This window comes from Streptomyces sp. NPDC102258, from assembly GCF_055584685.1.
The window spans coordinates 37,069-54,873 of sequence record NZ_JBVJLO010000004.1 but is presented as its reverse complement, the minus strand read 5'-3'; the positions used below and the strand labels follow the sequence as shown (position 1 = coordinate 54,873).

Genomic DNA, 17,805 nt, shown 5'->3' with positions numbered 1-17,805 from the left:
GGGCCACGGGAGGACACGGCATGGCAGCCGAACAGCAGGACACGGCAGTACCGGCGGCGGTGCGCGAGCAGCACCAGCTGCTCGCCGAGCAGATCGAGGAGCACCGCTTCCGGTACTACGTCAACGACCAGCCGGTCGTCAGCGACGCCGAGTTCGACACGCTGCTGCGCTCGCTGGAGGCGCTGGAGGAGGAGTACCCCGAGCTGCGCACGCCCGACTCGCCCACCCAGAAGGTGGCCGGGGCGTACGAGACGGACTTCGCCGCCGTCCGGCACCGCGAACGGATGCTCTCCCTCGACAACGCCTTCGCCGACGAGGAACTCGACGCCTGGGCCGAGCGGGTGGCCCGGGACGTGAACACCTCGGACTACCACTACCTGTGCGAACTGAAGGTCGACGGCCTCGCCGTGAACCTCACCTACGAGCACGGCCGCCTCACCCGCGCCGCCACCCGCGGCGACGGCCGCACCGGCGAGGACATCACGCCCAACGTCCGCACCATCGCCGAGATCCCCGACCGCCTCAAGGGCGACCGGATCCCGGCCCTGGTCGAGATCCGCGGCGAGGTCTTCTTCCCGATGGAGAAGTTCGAGGAGCTCAACGCGAGACTCGTCGCGGCGGAGGGCAAGCCCTTCGCCAACCCGCGCAACGCGGCGGCCGGTTCGCTGCGCCAGAAGGACCCCAAGGTCACCGCGACCCGCCCGCTGCACATGGTCGTGCACGGCATCGGCGCCCGCGAGGGCTTCGAGATCGAGCGCCAGTCGCAGGCGTACGCACTGCTCCACGAGTGGGGCCTGCCCACGGCGCGGCACAACAAGGTGGTGTCCTCGCTCGCCGAGGTCCGCGAGTTCATCGCCTACTTCGGCGAGAACCGGCACTCGGTGGAGCACGAGATCGACGGCGTGGTCGTCAAGCTCGACGAGATCGGCCTCCAGGGCCGGCTCGGCTCCACCGCCCGCGCCCCGCGCTGGGCCATCGCCTGGAAGTACGCGCCCGAAGAGGTCAACACCAAGCTGATCGACATCAAGGTCGGCGTCGGCCGCACCGGCCGCGTCACCCCGTACGCGCAGGTGGAGCCGGTGACGGTGGCGGGCTCCGAGGTGGAGTTCGCGACGCTGCACAACCAGGAGGTCGTCAAGGCCAAGGGCGTGCTCATCGGGGACACCGTCGTCCTGCGCAAGGCGGGTGACGTCATCCCCGAGATCCTCGGCCCGGTGGTCGACCTGCGTGACGGCAGCGAGCGGGAGTTCGTGATGCCCGCCGAGTGCCCCGAGTGCGGGACGGCGCTGCGGCCCATGAAGGAGGGGGACATCGACGTCCGCTGCCCCAACGGGCAGACCTGTCCCGCCCAGTTGCGCGAGCGGCTCTTCTACCTCGGCGGACGCCAGAGCCTGGACATCGAGAACTTCGGGATGGTCGCGGCGGCCGCCCTCACCGGGCCGCTGGAGCCGGCCGTCCCGCCGCTGCTGGACGAGGGCGACCTCTTCGGCCTGACCATCGAGCAGCTGCTGCCCATCAAGGCGTACGTCCTGGACCAGGACAGCGGGCTGCCCAAGCGGGACCCGAAGACGGGCGAGGAGAAGATCGTCACGGTCTTCGCCAACCAGAAGGGCGAGCCGAAGAAGAACGCCCTGGCGATGCTGGAGAACATCGCCGCCGCCAAGCGGCGCCCGCTCGCCCGCATCATCAACGGCCTGTCGATCCGGCACGTCGGCCCGGTCGCGGCCGAGGCCCTCGCCCGTGAGTTCCGTTCGATCGAGCGCATCGAGCAGGCCACCGAGGAGGAGCTGACCGCCACCGAGGGCGTCGGGGCGATCATCGCCGCCTCCCTCAAGGAGTGGTTCGCCGTCGACTGGCACCAGGAGATCCTGCGCAAGTGGCGGGAGGCCGGGGTGCGGATGGAGGAGGAAGGTTCCGCCGAGGAGGAGGGGCCGCGCCCGCTGGAGGGGCTGACCGTGGTCGTCACCGGCACCTTGCGCGACCACACCCGCGACGGCGCCAAGGAAGCGCTGCAGAGCCGGGGGGCCAAGGTGACCGGCTCGGTGTCGAAGAAGACCTCCTTCGTCGTGGTCGGGGACAACCCCGGCTCGAAGTACGACAAGGCGGTCCAGCTGAAGCTGGCGGTCCTGGACGACGCCGGGTTCGAGATCCTGCTGGCCGAGGGCCCGGACGCGGCCCGCGCGGCGGCCCTCCCGGTGGACGGCGGCGCCGAGGCCGAGGCGGCGGCGGTCGAGGAGGCGGCGGCCGAGGAGTGAGTGCCGCGGTGGAGGCGCGGCCGTGCCCGTTCGGCCGAACTGATGCGTGAGGTGCGGCCGTACGGGCGGGCGCGCGCCCGGCGCGGTATCCGGTGGCAAACGGCCGGTACAGGGCTGGTCCGGGGGCGGTGGGCTGTCGGATCATCGGATGGGTGACCCGGGAGTCCTGGTCCAAACTCACCCGTTCGGCGGATACCGTACTGATGAGGATGGCTGGGTCGCATTCGGGCAACCACCGCCGACCGCTGCCCCTGGGTGCCTCTCGCGTCCTACTGTTGTGGGGTGTGCCTGTCGTGCACGGCTGCCTGACGCGCTTCCAGCCGTGATGGCATGACACCGGGGCCATCGCGTGACATCGGCATCGCCGGCTGTGAGAGGGACGGGCATGAAACCCACCGAAAGCGCCGACCCGTCACCTGAGTTCGGCGGGGACATCCCGTCCATGCGGGCGGGCCGGCGCGGTGTCCTGGGAGCCAGGACACCGGAGAACCGGACCGCCGACGGCGGGCCGGGCGGCCCGGGGCAGAAGGGGCGCACCGTGCTGCCCCTCGTCGTCGTGGGCCTGTCCGCCGTCGTACTGGCCGGCGGAATCGTCTCGGCACTGACCGACCGTCAGGCGCTGTTCCCCGGGGGCACGGTCGGCTGGGCGCTGGCCCTGCTCACGGGAATCATCGTCGGCCACCTGGTCGCGCTGGGCCGGGACCGCTGGTGGGGCGGCACCGGATCGGGCGCCGCCCTCACCCTCGGCGTGCTCCTCCTCTACGGCTGGGTCCCGGCCGGACTCGTCTCGCTCGCGGTGGTCTCCCTGGTCGGGGCCGCCCGCCGGCACCGCTGGCGGCAGGGCCTGCTGCACGGCGCCGTCGACATCCTCGGCATCGGCGCCGGGGCCCTGGTGCTGGCCGCCTTCGGCGACGCGCCGACCGTCGAGTCCCCCTGGCTGCCGGCCGGCTGGGACATCGCGGCCGTCCCCGAGGTGGTCCTCGTAGCCGTCTCCTACCTGCTCGTCACCCGGGCCCTGCTCTGGTACGCGCTGACCCCGCGCGGCGGCGGCCTGCCCACGGTGGCCCGCACCGCCCTGCTCCGGCAGGGGCTGGTCGCCGCGGCCCTGCTCGGCATCGCCCCGCTGATCTGCGTGGTCGCCAGCACCCAGCCGGTGCTGCTGCCGCTGTTCGCCGTCCCGCTCATCGCGCTCGACTCCACCCTGTGGATCGCCCGCGCCCGCGCCGAGGAACAGCTGCGCGACCCGCTGACCGGCCTGCCGAACCGGCAGTGGCTGCTGGAGCGGACCTGGTCCGCGCTCGACGAGGCTGAACGTTTGGGCACCCGCGCCGCGCTCGTGCTGATCGACCTGGACCGCTTCCGGGCCGTCAACGACACCCTCGGCCACCTGGCGGGGGACCGGCTGCTGCTCCAGATCGCGGACCGGCTCAGAGAGGCCCTGCCGCCCGACGCGGAGGTGGCCCGGCTCGGCGGCGACGAGTTCGCCGTACTGCTGCCGGTCGCCGACTCCACCACCAGCGCCCAGCGCGTCGCCCGCCACCTGGCCGCCGAGCTCAGCTCGCCGCTCGACCTGGACGGGCTCACCCTCGTCCTGGAGGCCAGCGCCGGGCTCGCCGTCTTCCCCGACCACGCGCTGGACGCGGAGGGCCTGCTGCGCCGGGCCGACGTGGCCATGTACCAGGCGAAGCGGGACCGCACCGGCGTCGAGGTCTACGAGTCCAAGCGCGACAGCAACACGCCCGACCGGCTCGGCCTCCTCGGCGACCTGCGGCGCGCCCTGGACGCCGGCGAGGTGGAGCTCCACTACCAGCCGAAGGTCCGCTTCGACGGGCAGGTCGCGGGGCTGGAGGCGCTGGTGCGCTGGGTGCACCCGGAGCGCGGTCGGGTCCCGCCCGACGAGTTCATCGCCATCGCCGAGACCTCCGGGCTGATGCCGCACCTCACCGAGTACGTCCTGGAGACGGCCCTCGCGCAGGTCGCGCGCTGGCGGGCCCAGGGGCTGAAGGTGCCGGTCGCCGTCAACGTGTCGCCGCGCGACGTCCACACCCCCGGCTTCGCGGGCGCGGTCGCCGCCCGGCTGGCCCGGCACGGGGTGCCGGCGAGCGGGCTGCAGCTGGAGATAACGGAACACGTCCTGCTGGAGGACCCCCAGCGGGCGGCGGACACCATGGCCGGGCTGACCGGACACGGGGTCAAGATGTCGCTGGACGACTTCGGCACCGGCTACTCCTCGCTCGTGCACCTGCGCCGGCTGCCGGTCAGCGAGCTGAAGATCGACCGGTCCTTCGTCGCCCGGCTGGCGGTGGACGCGCAGGACGCGGAGATCGTGCGCTGCACGGTGGACCTGGCCCACTCGCTCGGGCTGCTGGTCGTCGCCGAGGGCGTCGAGGACGACGAGACGTGGGAGCGGCTGCGGGACCTGGGCTGCGACGCCGTCCAGGGCTGGCTGGTCGCCGCCGCCATGCCCCCGCAGGAGGCCACCGCCTGGCTGCTGGCCCGCGGCGAACGCGGCTGGCGCCGCCCGGCCGACATCACGGCGGAACTGGCCGCCGCGGCGGCCGCCGCCGCGGAAACCCCGACCGGCGCTTCCTGACGTACGGGCCCGGCCGGCCGTACCCGGGGGGAGCGGGCGGCGGCCCGGGGGTAACCGTTTAGTGCGTCGGGGGCGGGCCCCATAGGATTGGGCCCGAAACCTACACACTCACCACCCCCAGAGGATCGCTGCATGCCTGGCATCACGCGCGAGGAGGTCGTCCACCTCGCTCGGCTGGCACGTCTGGAGCTGTCCGGCGAAGAGCTCGACCACTTCGCCGGACAGCTCGACGACATCATCGGCGCGGTCGCCCGCGTTTCCGAGGTCGCCGACCAAGACGTCCCGCCGACCTCCCACCCGCTGCCGCTGACGAACGTCATGCGCGCGGACGAGGTCCGTCCGTCGCTCACCCCCGAGCAGGCGCTTTCCGGCGCTCCCGCCCAGGAGCAGCAGCGTTTCAAGGTGCCGCAGATCCTGGGGGAGGACTAACAGCCATGACCGACATCATCAAGCTCACGGCAGCCCAGACCGCCGAGAAGATCGCCTCCGGCGAGCTCACGGCCGTCGAGGTCACCGAGGCCCACCTGGCCCGCATCGACGCGACCGACGAGAAGGTGCACGCCTTCCTGCACGTCGACCGCGAGGGCGCCCTCGCGCAGGCCCGCGCCGTCGACGCCAAGAGGGCCGCCGGCGAGAAGCTCGGCCCGCTGGCCGGCGTCCCGCTCGCGCTCAAGGACATCTTCACCACCGTCGGGGTCCCGACCACCGTCGGTTCGAAGATCCTCGAAGGCTGGATCCCGCCCTACGACGCCACCCTGACGCGCAAGCTGAAGGAAGCCGGCGTCGTCATCCTCGGCAAGACCAACATGGACGAGTTCGCCATGGGGTCCTCGACCGAGAACAGCGCCTACGGCCCCACCGGCAACCCCTGGGACCTGACCCGGATCCCCGGCGGCTCCGGCGGCGGCTCCGCTGCCGCGCTGGCCGCCTTCCAGGCCCCGCTCGCCATCGGCACGGACACCGGCGGCTCCATCCGCCAGCCCGCCGCCGTCACCGGCACCGTCGGCGTCAAGCCCACCTACGGCGGGGTCTCCCGCTACGGCATGGTCGCCTTCTCCTCCTCCCTCGACCAGGGCGGTCCCTGCGCCCGTACGGTCCTGGACGCGGCCCTGCTGCACGAGGTCATCGCCGGTCACGACCCGCTGGACTCCACCTCCATCGACGCCCCGGTCCCGCCGGTCGTCGAGGCGGCCCGCAACGGCTCGGTCGCCGGCATGCGCGTCGGTGTCGTCAAGCAGTTCGCCGGCGAGGGCTACCAGGCCGGCGTCGTCCAGCGCTTCAACGAGTCGGTGGAGCTCCTCAAGGAGCTCGGCGCCGAGATCGTCGAGCTGGACTGTCCGTCCTTCGACCTCGCGATGGCCGCGTACTACCTGATCGCGCCGTCCGAGTGCTCCTCGAACCTGGCCCGCTTCGACGCCATGCGCTATGGCCTGCGCGTCGGCGACGACGGCACCAGGTCCGCCGAGGACGTCACCGCCCTGACCCGCGAAGCCGGCTTCGGCGACGAGGTCAAGCGCCGCGTCATCCTCGGCACGTACGCGCTCAGCTCCGGCTACTACGACGCGTACTACGGTTCCGCCCAGAAGGTCCGCACCCTCATCTCGAAGGACTTCGAGAAGTCCTTCGAGCAGGTCGACGTGATCGTCTCCCCGACGACCCCGACCACCGCCTTCCCCCTCGGCGAGCGCACCGACGACCCCCTCGCGATGTACCTCGCGGACCTGTGCACCATCCCGACCAACCTGGCCGGCAACTCCGCCATGTCGCTGCCCTGCGGCCTGGCCCCGGAGGACGGTCTGCCGGTCGGGCTCCAGATCATCGCCCCCGCGATGAAGGACGACCGGCTCTACAAGGTCGGCGCCGCCGTCGAGGCCGCCTTCACCGCCCGCTGGGGACACCCGCTGCTTGAGGAGGCTCCGTCGCTGTGAGTTCGAGTGCGCTGTCCAAGGCCAAGGGCTTCAAGAAGTCCAAGTCCGGTACGTACCTGTCGATCGGCACCACCGCGTTCGGTGCCATCAGCGTGATCAAGCAGGCCCGCAAGGCCCGCACCGAGCACGACACGCTGAAGCTGATCGACGCCGTCGTGTCCGCCGCCGCCATCGCCACCGGTCTCGCGATCCTGTACCGCGAGCTGAAGCGCCTGGGCGACGACGACGTCCTGCTGGGCTGAGAGGGAAAGTTTCACCGTGACCACCTTCACCGAACTGATGTCGTACGAAGACGCCCTCGCGTCGTACGACCCCGTCATGGGCCTTGAGGTCCATGTCGAGCTCGGCACCAAGACCAAGATGTTCTGCGGCTGTTCCACCGAGCTGGGCGCCGAGCCCAACTCGCAGACCTGCCCCACCTGCCTCGGTCTGCCCGGCTCCCTGCCGGTCGTCAACGCGATCGGCGTCGAATCCGCCATCAAGATCGGTCTCGCGCTGAACTGCGAGATCGCCGAGTGGTGCCGCTTCGCCCGGAAGAACTACTTCTATCCGGACATGCCGAAGAACTTCCAGACCTCCCAGTACGACGAGCCCATCGCCTTCAACGGCTACCTCGACGTACAGCTGGAGGACGGCGAGATCTTCCGCGTGGAGATCGAGCGCGCCCACATGGAGGAGGACACCGGCAAGTCGCTGCACGTCGGCGGTGCCACCGGCCGCATCCACGGCGCCTCCCACTCCCTGCTGGACTACAACCGCGCCGGCATCCCGCTCATCGAGATCGTCACCAAGCCGATCGAGGGCGCGGGCGAGCGGGCCCCCGAGGTCGCCAAGGCGTACGTCGCCGAGCTGCGCGAGGTCATCAAGGCGCTCGGCGTCTCCGAGGCCCGCATGGACAAGGGCCAGATGCGCTGCGACGTGAACCTGTCGCTGCGCCCGAGCCCCGAGGCGCCCTTCGGCACCCGCTCGGAGACCAAGAACGTCAACTCGCTGCGTTCGGTCGAGCGCGCGGCCCGCTTCGAGATCCAGCGCCACGCGGCGGTGCTCTCCTCCGGCGGCACCATCGTGCAGGAGACCCGGCACTTCCACGAGGAGGACGGCTCCACCACGGCCGGCCGCATCAAGGACAACGCCGAGGACTACCGCTACTTCCCGGAGCCGGACCTCGTGCCCGTGGCCCCGGCCCGCGACTGGGTCGAGGAGCTGCGCGGCGGTCTGCCCGAGATGCCGCGCGTGCGCCGCAACCGGCTCCGCGAGGAGTGGGGCGTCAGCGAGCACGACATGCAGTCGATCCTCAACGCGGGCGCGGTGGACTCCATCGTCGCCACCACCGAGGCCGGTGCCGACGCGGCCGCCGCCCGCAAGTGGTGGATGGGCGAGCTGGCCCGCAACGCCAACGAGCAGGGCGTCGTCGTCGACGAGCTGCCGATCACCCCGGCCCAGGTGGCCCGGGTCGCGGCCCTGGTCGCGGACGGCTCGCTCAACGACAAGCTGGCCCGTCAGGTCATCGAGGGCGTCCTCGCCGGCGAGGGCACCCCGGACGAGGTCGTCGACAAGCGCGGCCTGAAGGTCGTCTCGGACGAGGGCGCGCTGGGCGCGGCCGTGGACGAGGCCATCGCGGGCAACGCGGCCATCGCCGACAAGATCCGCGGCGGCAAGATCGCCGCCGTGGGCGCCCTGGTCGGCGCGGTCATGAAGACCACCCGCGGCCAGGCCGACGCGGCGCGCGTCAAGGAACTCATCCTGGAGCGCCTGGGCGTGTCCGAGGGCTGATTTTCGGCCACCGCGCGACAGCGCACGCGTACGAGGGGCCGTGCCCGGGATCTCCCGGGCACGGCCCCTCGTCGTTGCGCGGCGGCCGCGTCCAGGCGGCGTACCGGAAGGGGCCTCAGCGTGCCGTATCCGGCGCGGCGAGGAAGAGCAGCCGGGCGGTCTTGGCCGGGAGGTACACCTCGGGCAGGTCGATCTCCGGGAGTTCCACCTCCGGGCCGGGCACGAAGCCGGTGCGCACCAGCCGGTCGACGGCCTTGGCGTTGCGGGTGTCCGGCTCGGCGACCAGCCGGCGCACGGCCGGGTCGGAGAACACGTAGGAGAGGAAACCGGTCAGCAGCGCGCCCGTGAAGCCCGGCCGGGCCGGGCCCCCGCCCGGGCCGACCAGCAGGTGCACGCCCACGTCCCCGGGCCGGACCTCGTAGCACTCGCCGACCCGGTCCTCGGCGCAGTCGTACGTCTGGAACAGCCCCACCGGCTCGCCGTCGAGACGGGCGAGGAAGGCGTGGTGGGTGGTGCGGCGGTCGACGTCCTCGTAGATCTCCCGCACCAGATCGGCCCCGGCCCCGTTCATGCCCCAGAAGCGCGCCCGCTCCTGGCTGACCCAGCCGTGGATCACGGCGGCGTCGGCGGCGGGGTCGACGGGGGTGAGGGTGAGCGTCCCGAAGCCCTCGGCCTGACCGGTGTGGACGGGGGCGCGGGTCGAGGAGGGGGTCATACGGACTCTTCCTTGGTGAGCAGGGCCCAGTCGGTGACGACGGGTACGAGGGCGCAGTCCGCCCAGTACGGGAGCTGGTCGCGGTGGTGCGGGGCGCCGGTGACGCCGTCCGCGCCCAGCGGGACCGCCCAGAGGCTGTCCTCGCGGCGGCCCAGGTCCCAGACGTAGCGGGCCGCCGAGGCGCGGGCCGCGCGGTCGGTGAACCCGGGGACGGACGAGGTGGCGTTGACGCAGTCGTGGTCACCGCCGAGGCCGGGCCAGGGCGCGTCCTCGTCGGGCAGCGCCTGCCACGGCGCCAGCACGTGCACCCGCGACCAGGGCGTGTCGGGGAGCTCCGCCGCGGCCGTCTCCTCCAGGGCGGCGCGCAGGTGCGCGACGCGGTCCAGCCCGGGCAGGAGCGGGCTGGTCAGCAGGCCCTCCAGGGCGTAGCCGATCCGCGGGACGAGGTAGAGCCAGGGGTGGAACACGTCCGGGCCGCCCGGGGCCGGGGCCAGGCCGGCGAAGACGGGGTCGGCCGCGAACCGGCGTACGGTCGCGGTCCGGAAGGCCGCGAAGACGGTGGCGTCACAGCTGCCGGCCTCCATGCGCCGGTCCCACGCGAGCAGTCGGGCCCGCAGCTCCTCGGCGGCGGGGGAGAGGCCGTCCAGGCCGGCCAGCGGCGCGAGGAGCGGCGCGGCGGAGCCGAGGTGCGTGTCGCGGTGTACGTCGGCCATCGCGGCCGGGGTCCAGTCCGCCGAGCCGCCGAGCAGGGCGCGGATGCGGTCGGCGCGGTGCGGGGGCGCGAACTCGACGCCGAGCGGGGAGGCGATGCCGCGGGCGTTGGCCATGACGGCGAAGCCCCGCACCGGCTCGGCGGGCGTGGCCGCCCAGCCCCGCCAGGCGTACCGGGACTCCCAGGCGGGCACCGGGCGGAGCCGGTTGGCGGGGTCGCGCAGCGGGACGGCGCCCGCGACACGGTGCAGCAGGCCGCCTTCGGTGTCGGCGGCGTGGACGACGTTCACGGGCTCGGCCCAGCCGTCGAGGGCGCGGTCGATGTCGGCGACGGTGCGGGCGCGGAGCAGGGCGGGGAGGACGGCGAAGCCGAGGTCGGCGCGGACGCGGGGCGGGTAGCGCAGGGAGAGGGTCTGGGGGGCGTCGGGGGCGTCAGCGGAGTCCGCGCTGGGGCCGTTAGCGGGATCTTCGGCGCGGATGATGACCGGGCCGCGGGCCGTTTCCAGGACTTCGACCTCGACGTCCGCCCCGCCGGCGACGGTGATCGTCTCGGTGTGCCGGTCCACCGGTTCCCAGCTGCCGTCCGGGCCGAGGGCCTCCACCCCGTCGCCGCCGGCCGCGGGCCGCAGCCGCTCGACGTAGAGGTCCTGGTAGTCGGACATGGCGTTGGTGATCGCCCAGGCGGCGCTGCCGGTGTGCCCGAAGTGGCCGAGGCCGGGCACGCCCGGGACGGCCAGGCCGAGGACGTCGAACTCGGGGCAGGCCAGGCGTATCTGCTGGTAGACGCCCGGGTCCTCGATGAAGCGGTGCGGATCGCCCGCGATGATCGCCGCGCCGGAGGCGGTCCGGTCGCCCGGGACCAGCCAGCCGTTGCTGCCCGCCGTGCCGGGGCCGTCCGTGGCGAAGAGGGTGGCCGCGCCGTCGCCGAGGGCGCGGGCGACCCGCTCGCGCCAGAGCTTCGTGGCGAAGCCCGCGAACAGGATGTGCGTGGCGATCCAGATGGACAGCGGGACCCACGGCTGCCAGGCGGCGGGCGTGTGGCCGGCGCGCGCGAAGCGGTCGTCGCGGGCGGCCCCTTCGGCGAGGCCCGCGTTGACGCCGTCGACGTAGGCGCGGACCCAGGCGGCGGTCCCGGGGTCGAGGGCTTCGTAGCAGCGTCGGCCGGTGTCGTCGAGGTGGGCCTGACGGGCGAAGCGGTCCCAGGTGACGCAGTCCGCCCCGAGGAACGCGGCGCTGGAGCCCTGAGCCCGGTGCCGCTCGACCTCCAGCTGCCAGGCCCGGTCCACGGCCGTGACCCGGCCCTGGGCGTAGGAGAGCCGGAGGGGGTCGCAGGCGCGGAGGTGCGGGACGCCCCAACGGTCGCGGAAGACCTCGTAGGCCTCGGTATTCACACTGCTCACACTCTCCCCCAAGCGTCTTAGGTTAGGCTGACCTAACTATAAGGGTGGGGCGCGCGTCCTGAGCCACCGCGCGGCCTGCCTCCCCGATCCGGGGGAACAGGCCGCGCGCGGATCTCCGGGGTGCGGCGTCAGCCGGCGAGGCCGTCGAAGACGCCGCCCGGCGCGGCGGCGGCCGCCTCGGCGAACTCCTCGAAGTCCATGGTGGCCAGGGACAGGCTCGCGTGCACCCAGTGCACCCCGTCCGGGACGGTGCGGAACACGTGCGGCGCCCGGGGCGACCGCGCCGCCCGGGACGCGGGGGCCGCCGGCCGCGCGAAGTCCACCGGGGGCGGCACCTGGCGCTCCGCCAGATCGACGGCCAGCAGGACGTGGTCCGCCGACCGCATCGTCACCACGTCGGCGACGAACACCACCGACAGCTTCCCGCACCGGCGGGCCGCCGTACGGACCTCCTCGGGGAAGGCGCCGGACCAGACCGGGTCGTCCACGAGGTGGACGTCCGGCTCGTACTCCCCGTCCTCGCCCCACGGCAGCCGCAGCTCCTTCGCCACCACCCGCCAGCGGCGCTCGTCGCCGTAAGCGGTCCGGACGACCAGGGCCGCCCCCTGCCCGTGCCCGGTGATCTCCCGCAAGTCCCCACGACGGCCCCCTCCACACTCCCTCGGCTGCCCGTCCGGCCGGAGCTTCTCACGGCCCGGCCCCCGGCGCGGGGCCGTCGGCCGGGGTCGTCAGACGGTCCGGACGTACGGGGTCGTCACGCCGAGGACGCCGAAGCCCAGGCGCTCCAGGATCGGGCGGCTGTCATCCGAGGCGTCCACCTGGAGGTACGGGATGCCGCGGGCCGCCGCCACCCGGGCGCGGTGGGCCACGAGCAGGCGGTAGACACCCCGGCCGCGCCAGGCGGGGTCCGTGCCGCCGCCCCACAGGCCGGCGAACGGGCTGCCCGGCCGCATCTCCATGCGCGCCGCGCTCACCGGGACCGGGCCCGCCATCGCCAGCACGGCCTCGACCGTGTCCGGTTCCTCCCGCAGCAGGGTGAGCAGCTGCTCCCGGATCCGGGGCCGCTCGGTGCCGAAGGCCCGGTGGTGGACCGCCATCATCAGGTCAACCCCGGCCTCGTCCGTGACCACCCGGAGGGTGATGCCCTCCGGCGGCTCCACCGGCAGCGCGGCGAGATCCGCCGTCCGGGCGACCAGCAGCGTCTCCGGCGGCTCCGGCACGAAGCCCGCCGCCCGCAGCCGCTCCCCGAGGCCGGCGGGGCGGTCGTGGGAGTACAGCTTCCACTCGAACTCCGTGCCACCGCCGTCCCGCGCGAGCGAGCCGAAGTACGCCACCTGCGCCGCGATCTCCGCGTCCGCCGTGGCCTCGTCCAGGTCCGACCACAGCACGCCGTTCCAGCCGAGACCGGGTGCGGTCTGCCGTACGACCCTGCCCACCCGTTCGACGCGCGCGTGGGGGGAGTCGGGTACGGCGTCGCGCCGCATCCGCGCGTCGTACAGGTCGCGCACCCGCGCCAGTTCCTCAGGTTCCATCGTCATCGGGGCAGCTCACCAGCTGCGGACCGGCCGCGACAACTGCATTAGCCTCGCCCCGTGAACGACGATCGCGCCATCTACACCGGCAAGGCCACCCCCGACGCCGCCGCCGACCGGGGCTGGCTCCTCGGCCACTTCAAGCAGCCGGACGATCCCCGCCACAGCGAGGACGTCGAGATCAAGTGGGGCGTGCACCCCAAGGGCGACGCGCGCGAGCGCTGGGTGACCGGCGAACGCCGCACCGCCCTCCAGGTCCTCATCAGCGGGCGGTTCCGGCTGGAGTTCCCCGGCCGGACCGTGGTCCTCGCCGAGCAGGGGGACTACGTGGTCTGGGGGCGCGGGGTCGACCACTCCTGGTACGCCGAAGAGGACACGGTCGTCCTCACCGTGCGGTGGCCCTCGCTCCCCGGCTACCGCGCCGACGCCCCCGGGTCACCGGCCTGACCCGGCTGCCCGCCCCCGGCGCGGCCGGGCCCCCGTGAGTCTTCTCAGGAACCTCTCAGAAAGGGCGCCTACGGTGCCCGGCATGGACACCACGAAGACCCTCGCCCCGACCGCCTCCGACGCGGACGCCGCCGAGGACAAGGCGGCACAGAACACCCCGGCCGAGGCCACCACCGCCGAGGCCGCCGCCGAAACGGCCGTCGAGAGCACCGACGCGGCCGAGACCCCTGCCGAGGACGCTGCCGACTCCGCCGCCGACGACGCGGAATTCGAGGTGGACGGCGCCGGCCCCGAGGCCACCGCGCAGGGCTCCGGCGTCGGATCCGCCGCCGCTGCCATCGTCGCCGCCGGCCTCGGTCTCGTCGCCCTCAGTGGCAGCTGGGTGTCCCGCGTGATCGCCGAGCGCCAGACGCTCATCGGCCAGATCGAGTCGGCCAGCGCGACCACCGCCAAGGAGAAGATCGCCGCCCTGTACGGCGACGCCTGGCACATGACCGCCCTCGTCAACGGTGTCCTGTCCACCCTCGCCCTCCTCGTCGCCGTCTTCGTGCTGGCCCGCCCCGCCTTCGGCACCCCCGGCCGGGTCCTGCCGGTCTGGGTCCGCTCCGTCTCCTGGGCCGCCGTCGCCCTCGGTGTCATCGGCGTCCTGGTCTTCGGCCTCATGTACTTCGACCTCCTCGTCGCCCTGCCGACGGCCGCCGAGTAGGCACCGCCTTAGCCGTCCCCGGCCCCTCACCTCCTCCGCCTAAGTCCCCCCGGGGGCACCGGGCCCGGGACTAAGGCACCCCGCACCGCGCAGATGCGGCATGCGCCCCATGCGGTGGACCCCTCTGGGACGCGAATCTTGGATCACACCGAACGAGGTGCCCGAGAAACGCGATCAGGGAGTACGAGATGTTCGAGTACGAGATGGCCACCGCCCGCCGCGCCGACCTCATCCGCGAGGCCGACCTGTTCCGGATGGCCCGGGAGGCCAGGAAGGCCACCGCCGCCTCCTCGCGCGGCCAGGAATCCGAAAGGCCGGTGAGGGCACACCGCAGTCGGTTCACCCGCGCCGCGTAGCGCGCGTCGCGTACCGCGCGGGCCCACACGTGATCAGGAGCGCACGGATAACGACTGCCGCCGGCCCGCACCCGTGTGCGATGCTCGGCGGCGTGGAGACCAGATCTGTCAGCCCGGTGTTCGTCGGCCGAGCCGACGAACTGGCCGTACTCGTCGACGCCCTGACGCGCGCCGCCGGCCAGGAGCCGCAGGCTCTGCTCATCGGGGGAGAAGCGGGCGTCGGCAAGACCCGGCTGACCGAGGAGTTCCTCGGCGAGGCCGCCCGCCGCGGAGCCGTGGTGGCCGTCGGCGGCTGTGTGGAGATCGGAGCGGAGGGCCTCCCCTTCGCCCCGGTCTCGACGGCCCTTCGCACCCTGCTGCGCCGGCTCCCCGACGAACTCGTTGCGGCGGCCGCCGGCCAGGAGGACGAACTCGCCCGGATCCTGCCCGAACTCGGCGAGACCCCCCGGGGCCCCCACGACGAGGAGAGCACCGCCCGGCTCTTCGAACTGACGGCCCGGATGCTGGAACGCCTCGCCGCCGACCGCACCGTCGTCCTCGTCCTGGAAGACCTGCACTGGGCGGACACCTCCACCCGGCACCTGCTCGCCTACCTCTTCCGCACCCTGGCCAGCGGCCGGCTCGTCCTCGTCGCCACCTACCGGGCCGACGACATCCACCGCCGCCACCCGCTGCGCCCCCTGCTCGCCGAACTCGACCGGCTGCGCACCGTCCAGCGGATCGAACTGCGCCGCTTCAACCGCGCCGAAGTCCGCCGCCAGCTCACCGGGATCCTCTCCGCGCGGCCCGAGGAGAGCTTCGTCGACTCGGTCTTCGACCGCTCCGACGGCAACGCCTTCTTCGTCGAGGAACTCGTCGCCTCCCACGAGAGCGGCTGCCGCACCGGCCTCACCGAATCCCTGCGCGACCTGCTGCTCGTCCGCGTCGAAGTGCTCCCCGACGCCGCCCAGCGCGTGGTCCGGATCGTCGCCGAGGGCGGCTCCACCGTCGAGTACGGCCTGCTGCGCGCCGTGGCCCAGCTCGGCGAGGACGAACTCATCGAGGCCCTGCGGGCCGCCGTCGGCGCCAACATCCTCCTCGCCACCTCCGACGGCGACGGCTACCGCTTCCGCCACTCGCTGGTCCGCGAGGCCGTCAGCGACGACCTGCTCCCCGGCGAACGCGCCCGGGTCAACCGGCGCTACGCCGAGGCCGTCGAGGCCGACGAGACGCTGGTCCGCCCCGAGGAGCGGGTCATCCGGCTCGCCAACTACTGGTACGCGGCGAACAACCCCGCCAAGGCCCTGCCCGCCGTCCTCGCCGCCTCCGTCACCGCCCGTCGCCGGCACGCCTACTCCGAGCAGCTCACCCTGCTGGAGCGGGCCATGGAACTCTGGGACACCGCCCCCGACGAGGTGCGCGAGGCCCTGCGCCCGGCGGACTACACCGACGTGTACCCGCCCTGCGGCTGCGATCCGGAGACCACCCCGCTGCAACGTCTCGACCTGCTCGCCGAGGCCACCGTCGCCGCCCGCTTCGGCGGCGAGCGCGAACGCGCCCTGAAGCTCGTCAAACTGGCGCTGCGCACCCTCGACGAGGACGGGTCCGACCCGCTGCGGGCCGCCTGGTTCTGGACCGAGCGCTCCCGGCTGGTCGCCAACCTCGCCCGGGGCGACGGCTGGGAGGAGATCGCCAAGGCGCAGGAACTGGTCAAGGGGCTGCCCCCGTCCCAGGTGCACGCCGACGTCCTCGTCCGGGCCGCGGGCTGGGGCATGCTCCACAACCCCGGCCCCGCCAACCTCGCCGCCGCCGAACGCGCCGTCGAGTACGCGCGGATGGTCGGTGCCGAGGAGACCGAACTCAACGCCCGGATCACCCACGGCAGCCTGCTCGTCGACTCCGGTGACCCGGAGAAGGGCATCGCCGAGATACGCGCGGTCCTGCACCGGGCCGCCGAACTCGGGTTCATCCAGCTTTCGGGCCGTGCTCACATCAACCTCAGCTCTCAACTCGAAGGACTGGGCCGCTCCCAGGAAGCGGTGGAACTGGCCGAACAGGGGATCCGGCTCGTCGCCAAGTCCCGGCTCCTGGACACCGAGGCCTGGCTCCGCGGCAACATGGCCGAGAGCCTGTACAGCCTCGGCCGCTGGGACGAGGCCGCCACGGAAGCCCGCCGCACCCTGCGCGACGGCCAGGGCGCACCCCCGCGCGGCATGGCGGCGGCCCGCCTGGTCTACCTGGCCCTGGCCCGCGGTGAACTGACCGAAGCCGCCCACCAGCTGGCCGCCGCGCACACCCACTTCGGCACCCACGACACCCAGCCCCAGCACCGGCTGCCGCTCTACCGGCTGGCGATCGGCATCGCCGAGGCCGAGGGCCGGCTCGCCGACCTCCGGGCCGAGACCACGGAGGCCGTCGCCCACGGCTTCCCCCTCGGCCACCACCGCTACGCCTGGCCGCTGCTGCTGGCCTCCGCCACGGCCGAGGCCGACGCCCGGGGCCTGCCCGCGGCCGACGCCGGCCGGGAGGAGGCGCTGACCCTGCTGCGCACCGCCGCCCGGGCCCTGGCCGCCCCGGCACCCGTGTGGACCGCCCACGCCGAGTACCTCCGCGCCGAGCTGCTCCGCGCCGAGGGCGGCGACACCCCCGCCGACTGGGCTGCCGTCGAGACCGCCCTCCGCCCGCTCCAGCGCCCCTACCTGCTGGCCCGGGCCCGCCACCGCCTCGCCGAGGCCCTGCTGGCCGCCGGCGGGGACCGGGAATCGGCCGCGGCCCTGCTGCGCGACGCCCACACCACCGCCGACCGGCTCGGTTCCCGCCGGCTCCGCGAGGAGCTGGCCCTGCTCGCCCAGCGCGCCCGGCTCCCGCTGGCCATCTGCGACACCGGCCCGGGCCCGGCCGCCGAGGACACCGACCCCCTCGAAGCGCTCGGCCTGACCAGCCGCGAGCGCGATGTCCTGCGCCTGGTCGCCGCGGGCAGCACCAACCGCCGGATCGCCGAGGAACTCTTCATCTCCCCGAAGACGGCCAGCGTGCACGTCTCCAACATCCTGGCCAAGCTGGGCGTCGCCGGCCGGGGCGAAGCCGCGGCCCTCGCCCACCGGCTGCGCCTCTTCACCCCCCTCGCCCGCGCCCTCCCGGCGAACCGCGACTAGCGGACGCCGGCCTCCCCGCCCGGCCGGTCCGCGCCCGGCCGGTCCCCATCCGGCTGGTCCGCGTCCGGGCGTATGAGCACCTTGCCGGAGTCGAGGTCTATCGGACCCCGCCCCGGATCACCGTCGCTCACATCGGTCCGGGACAGCTCCAGCCGCTTCCTCTCCTCCTCCGTGTGCCGCGAACCGGGATGGAACAACTCCTGGATCATGTTGAACACCGCGCTCACCGTGCCTTTCCGCCCCCTCGGGGGCACG

At 73.6% G+C, this 17,805-nt stretch carries 15 protein-coding genes; 10 read left to right on the top strand and 5 right to left on the bottom strand.

The window, feature by feature from the left end; genetic code table 11:
* Window positions 1-20 precede the first annotated feature (20 nt).
* From ligA to gatB, 6 genes are all read left to right on the top strand, one after another.
* Entirely contained in the window at window positions 21-2,255 is a 2,235-nt protein-coding gene (gene ligA, locus ACZ6ZT_RS08205) for an NAD-dependent DNA ligase LigA (protein ID WP_469716684.1), read from the top strand.
* A gap of 385 nt (window positions 2,256-2,640) precedes the next feature.
* On the top strand, window positions 2,641-4,848 hold the full coding sequence (locus ACZ6ZT_RS08200; protein WP_469716683.1) for a putative bifunctional diguanylate cyclase/phosphodiesterase: 2,208 nt from the start codon (window positions 2,641-2,643) through the stop codon (window positions 4,846-4,848).
* A gap of 132 nt (window positions 4,849-4,980) precedes the next feature.
* Window positions 4,981-5,277, top strand: coding sequence for an Asp-tRNA(Asn)/Glu-tRNA(Gln) amidotransferase subunit GatC (gene gatC, locus ACZ6ZT_RS08195; RefSeq protein WP_266842456.1), 297 nt, complete (start codon window positions 4,981-4,983; stop codon window positions 5,275-5,277).
* 5 nt (window positions 5,278-5,282) lie between these two features.
* Entirely contained in the window at window positions 5,283-6,776 is a 1,494-nt protein-coding gene (gene gatA / locus ACZ6ZT_RS08190; RefSeq protein ID WP_469716681.1) for an Asp-tRNA(Asn)/Glu-tRNA(Gln) amidotransferase subunit GatA, read from the top strand.
* A complete protein-coding gene (locus tag ACZ6ZT_RS08185; RefSeq protein ID WP_125598451.1) occupies window positions 6,773-7,018 on the top strand; it encodes a hypothetical protein in 246 nt (81 codons plus the stop codon). The genes gatA and ACZ6ZT_RS08185 overlap by 4 nt, the downstream gene beginning before the upstream one ends.
* 37 nt (window positions 7,019-7,055) lie before the next feature.
* Window positions 7,056-8,549, top strand: a complete 1,494-nt coding sequence (gene gatB / locus ACZ6ZT_RS08180) for an Asp-tRNA(Asn)/Glu-tRNA(Gln) amidotransferase subunit GatB (RefSeq protein ID WP_469717280.1) — start codon at window positions 7,056-7,058, stop codon at window positions 8,547-8,549.
* Window positions 8,550-8,664: 115 nt separating this feature from the next.
* On the opposite strand, the gene ACZ6ZT_RS08175 is transcribed toward gatB, so the two are convergent.
* The 4 genes from ACZ6ZT_RS08175 to ACZ6ZT_RS08160 all read right to left on the bottom strand — a co-directional run bounded on the left by ACZ6ZT_RS08175 (window position 8,665) and on the right by ACZ6ZT_RS08160 (window position 12,907).
* Window positions 8,665-9,264 carry a GNAT family N-acetyltransferase gene (locus ACZ6ZT_RS08175; RefSeq protein WP_469716679.1) on the bottom strand — a complete coding sequence of 200 codons (600 nt, stop codon included), beginning with the start codon at window positions 9,262-9,264 and terminating at the stop codon, window positions 8,665-8,667.
* On the bottom strand, window positions 9,261-11,375 hold the full coding sequence (locus ACZ6ZT_RS08170; protein WP_469716678.1) for a penicillin acylase family protein: 2,115 nt from the start codon (window positions 11,373-11,375) through the stop codon (window positions 9,261-9,263). The genes ACZ6ZT_RS08175 and ACZ6ZT_RS08170 overlap by 4 nt, the downstream gene beginning before the upstream one ends.
* Window positions 11,376-11,503: 128 nt before the next feature.
* Entirely contained in the window at window positions 11,504-12,007 is a 504-nt protein-coding gene (locus tag ACZ6ZT_RS08165; protein ID WP_469716676.1) for a DUF6924 domain-containing protein, read from the bottom strand.
* A 96-nt stretch (window positions 12,008-12,103) separates the two neighbouring features.
* Window positions 12,104-12,907 carry a GNAT family N-acetyltransferase gene (locus ACZ6ZT_RS08160; protein WP_469717278.1) on the bottom strand — a complete coding sequence of 268 codons (804 nt, stop codon included), beginning with the start codon at window positions 12,905-12,907 and terminating at the stop codon, window positions 12,104-12,106.
* Window positions 12,908-12,967: 60 nt separating this feature from the next.
* On the opposite strand from ACZ6ZT_RS08160, the gene ACZ6ZT_RS08155 reads away from it, so the two are divergent.
* The 4 genes from ACZ6ZT_RS08155 to ACZ6ZT_RS08140 all read left to right on the top strand — a co-directional run bounded on the left by ACZ6ZT_RS08155 (window position 12,968) and on the right by ACZ6ZT_RS08140 (window position 17,550).
* A complete protein-coding gene (locus ACZ6ZT_RS08155; RefSeq protein ID WP_469716674.1) occupies window positions 12,968-13,354 on the top strand; it encodes a cupin domain-containing protein in 387 nt (128 codons plus the stop codon).
* An 82-nt stretch (window positions 13,355-13,436) separates the two neighbouring features.
* A complete protein-coding gene (locus tag ACZ6ZT_RS08150) occupies window positions 13,437-14,060 on the top strand; it encodes a hypothetical protein (RefSeq protein ID WP_469716673.1) in 624 nt (207 codons plus the stop codon).
* 188 nt (window positions 14,061-14,248) lie between these two features.
* Window positions 14,249-14,416: a hypothetical protein gene (locus tag ACZ6ZT_RS08145; protein WP_469716671.1), complete on the top strand. Its 168-nt coding sequence runs from the start codon at window positions 14,249-14,251 to the stop codon at window positions 14,414-14,416.
* Window positions 14,417-14,496: 80 nt separating this feature from the next.
* Window positions 14,497-17,550: a helix-turn-helix transcriptional regulator gene (locus ACZ6ZT_RS08140; RefSeq protein WP_469716670.1), complete on the top strand. Its 3,054-nt coding sequence runs from the start codon at window positions 14,497-14,499 to the stop codon at window positions 17,548-17,550.
* On the opposite strand, the gene ACZ6ZT_RS08135 is transcribed toward ACZ6ZT_RS08140, so the two are convergent.
* Window positions 17,547-17,777, bottom strand: coding sequence for a DUF6191 domain-containing protein (locus ACZ6ZT_RS08135; RefSeq protein ID WP_469716668.1), 231 nt, complete (start codon window positions 17,775-17,777; stop codon window positions 17,547-17,549). The two genes, ACZ6ZT_RS08140 and ACZ6ZT_RS08135, sit on opposite strands and share 4 nt — an antisense overlap.
* Window positions 17,778-17,805 lie beyond the last annotated feature (28 nt).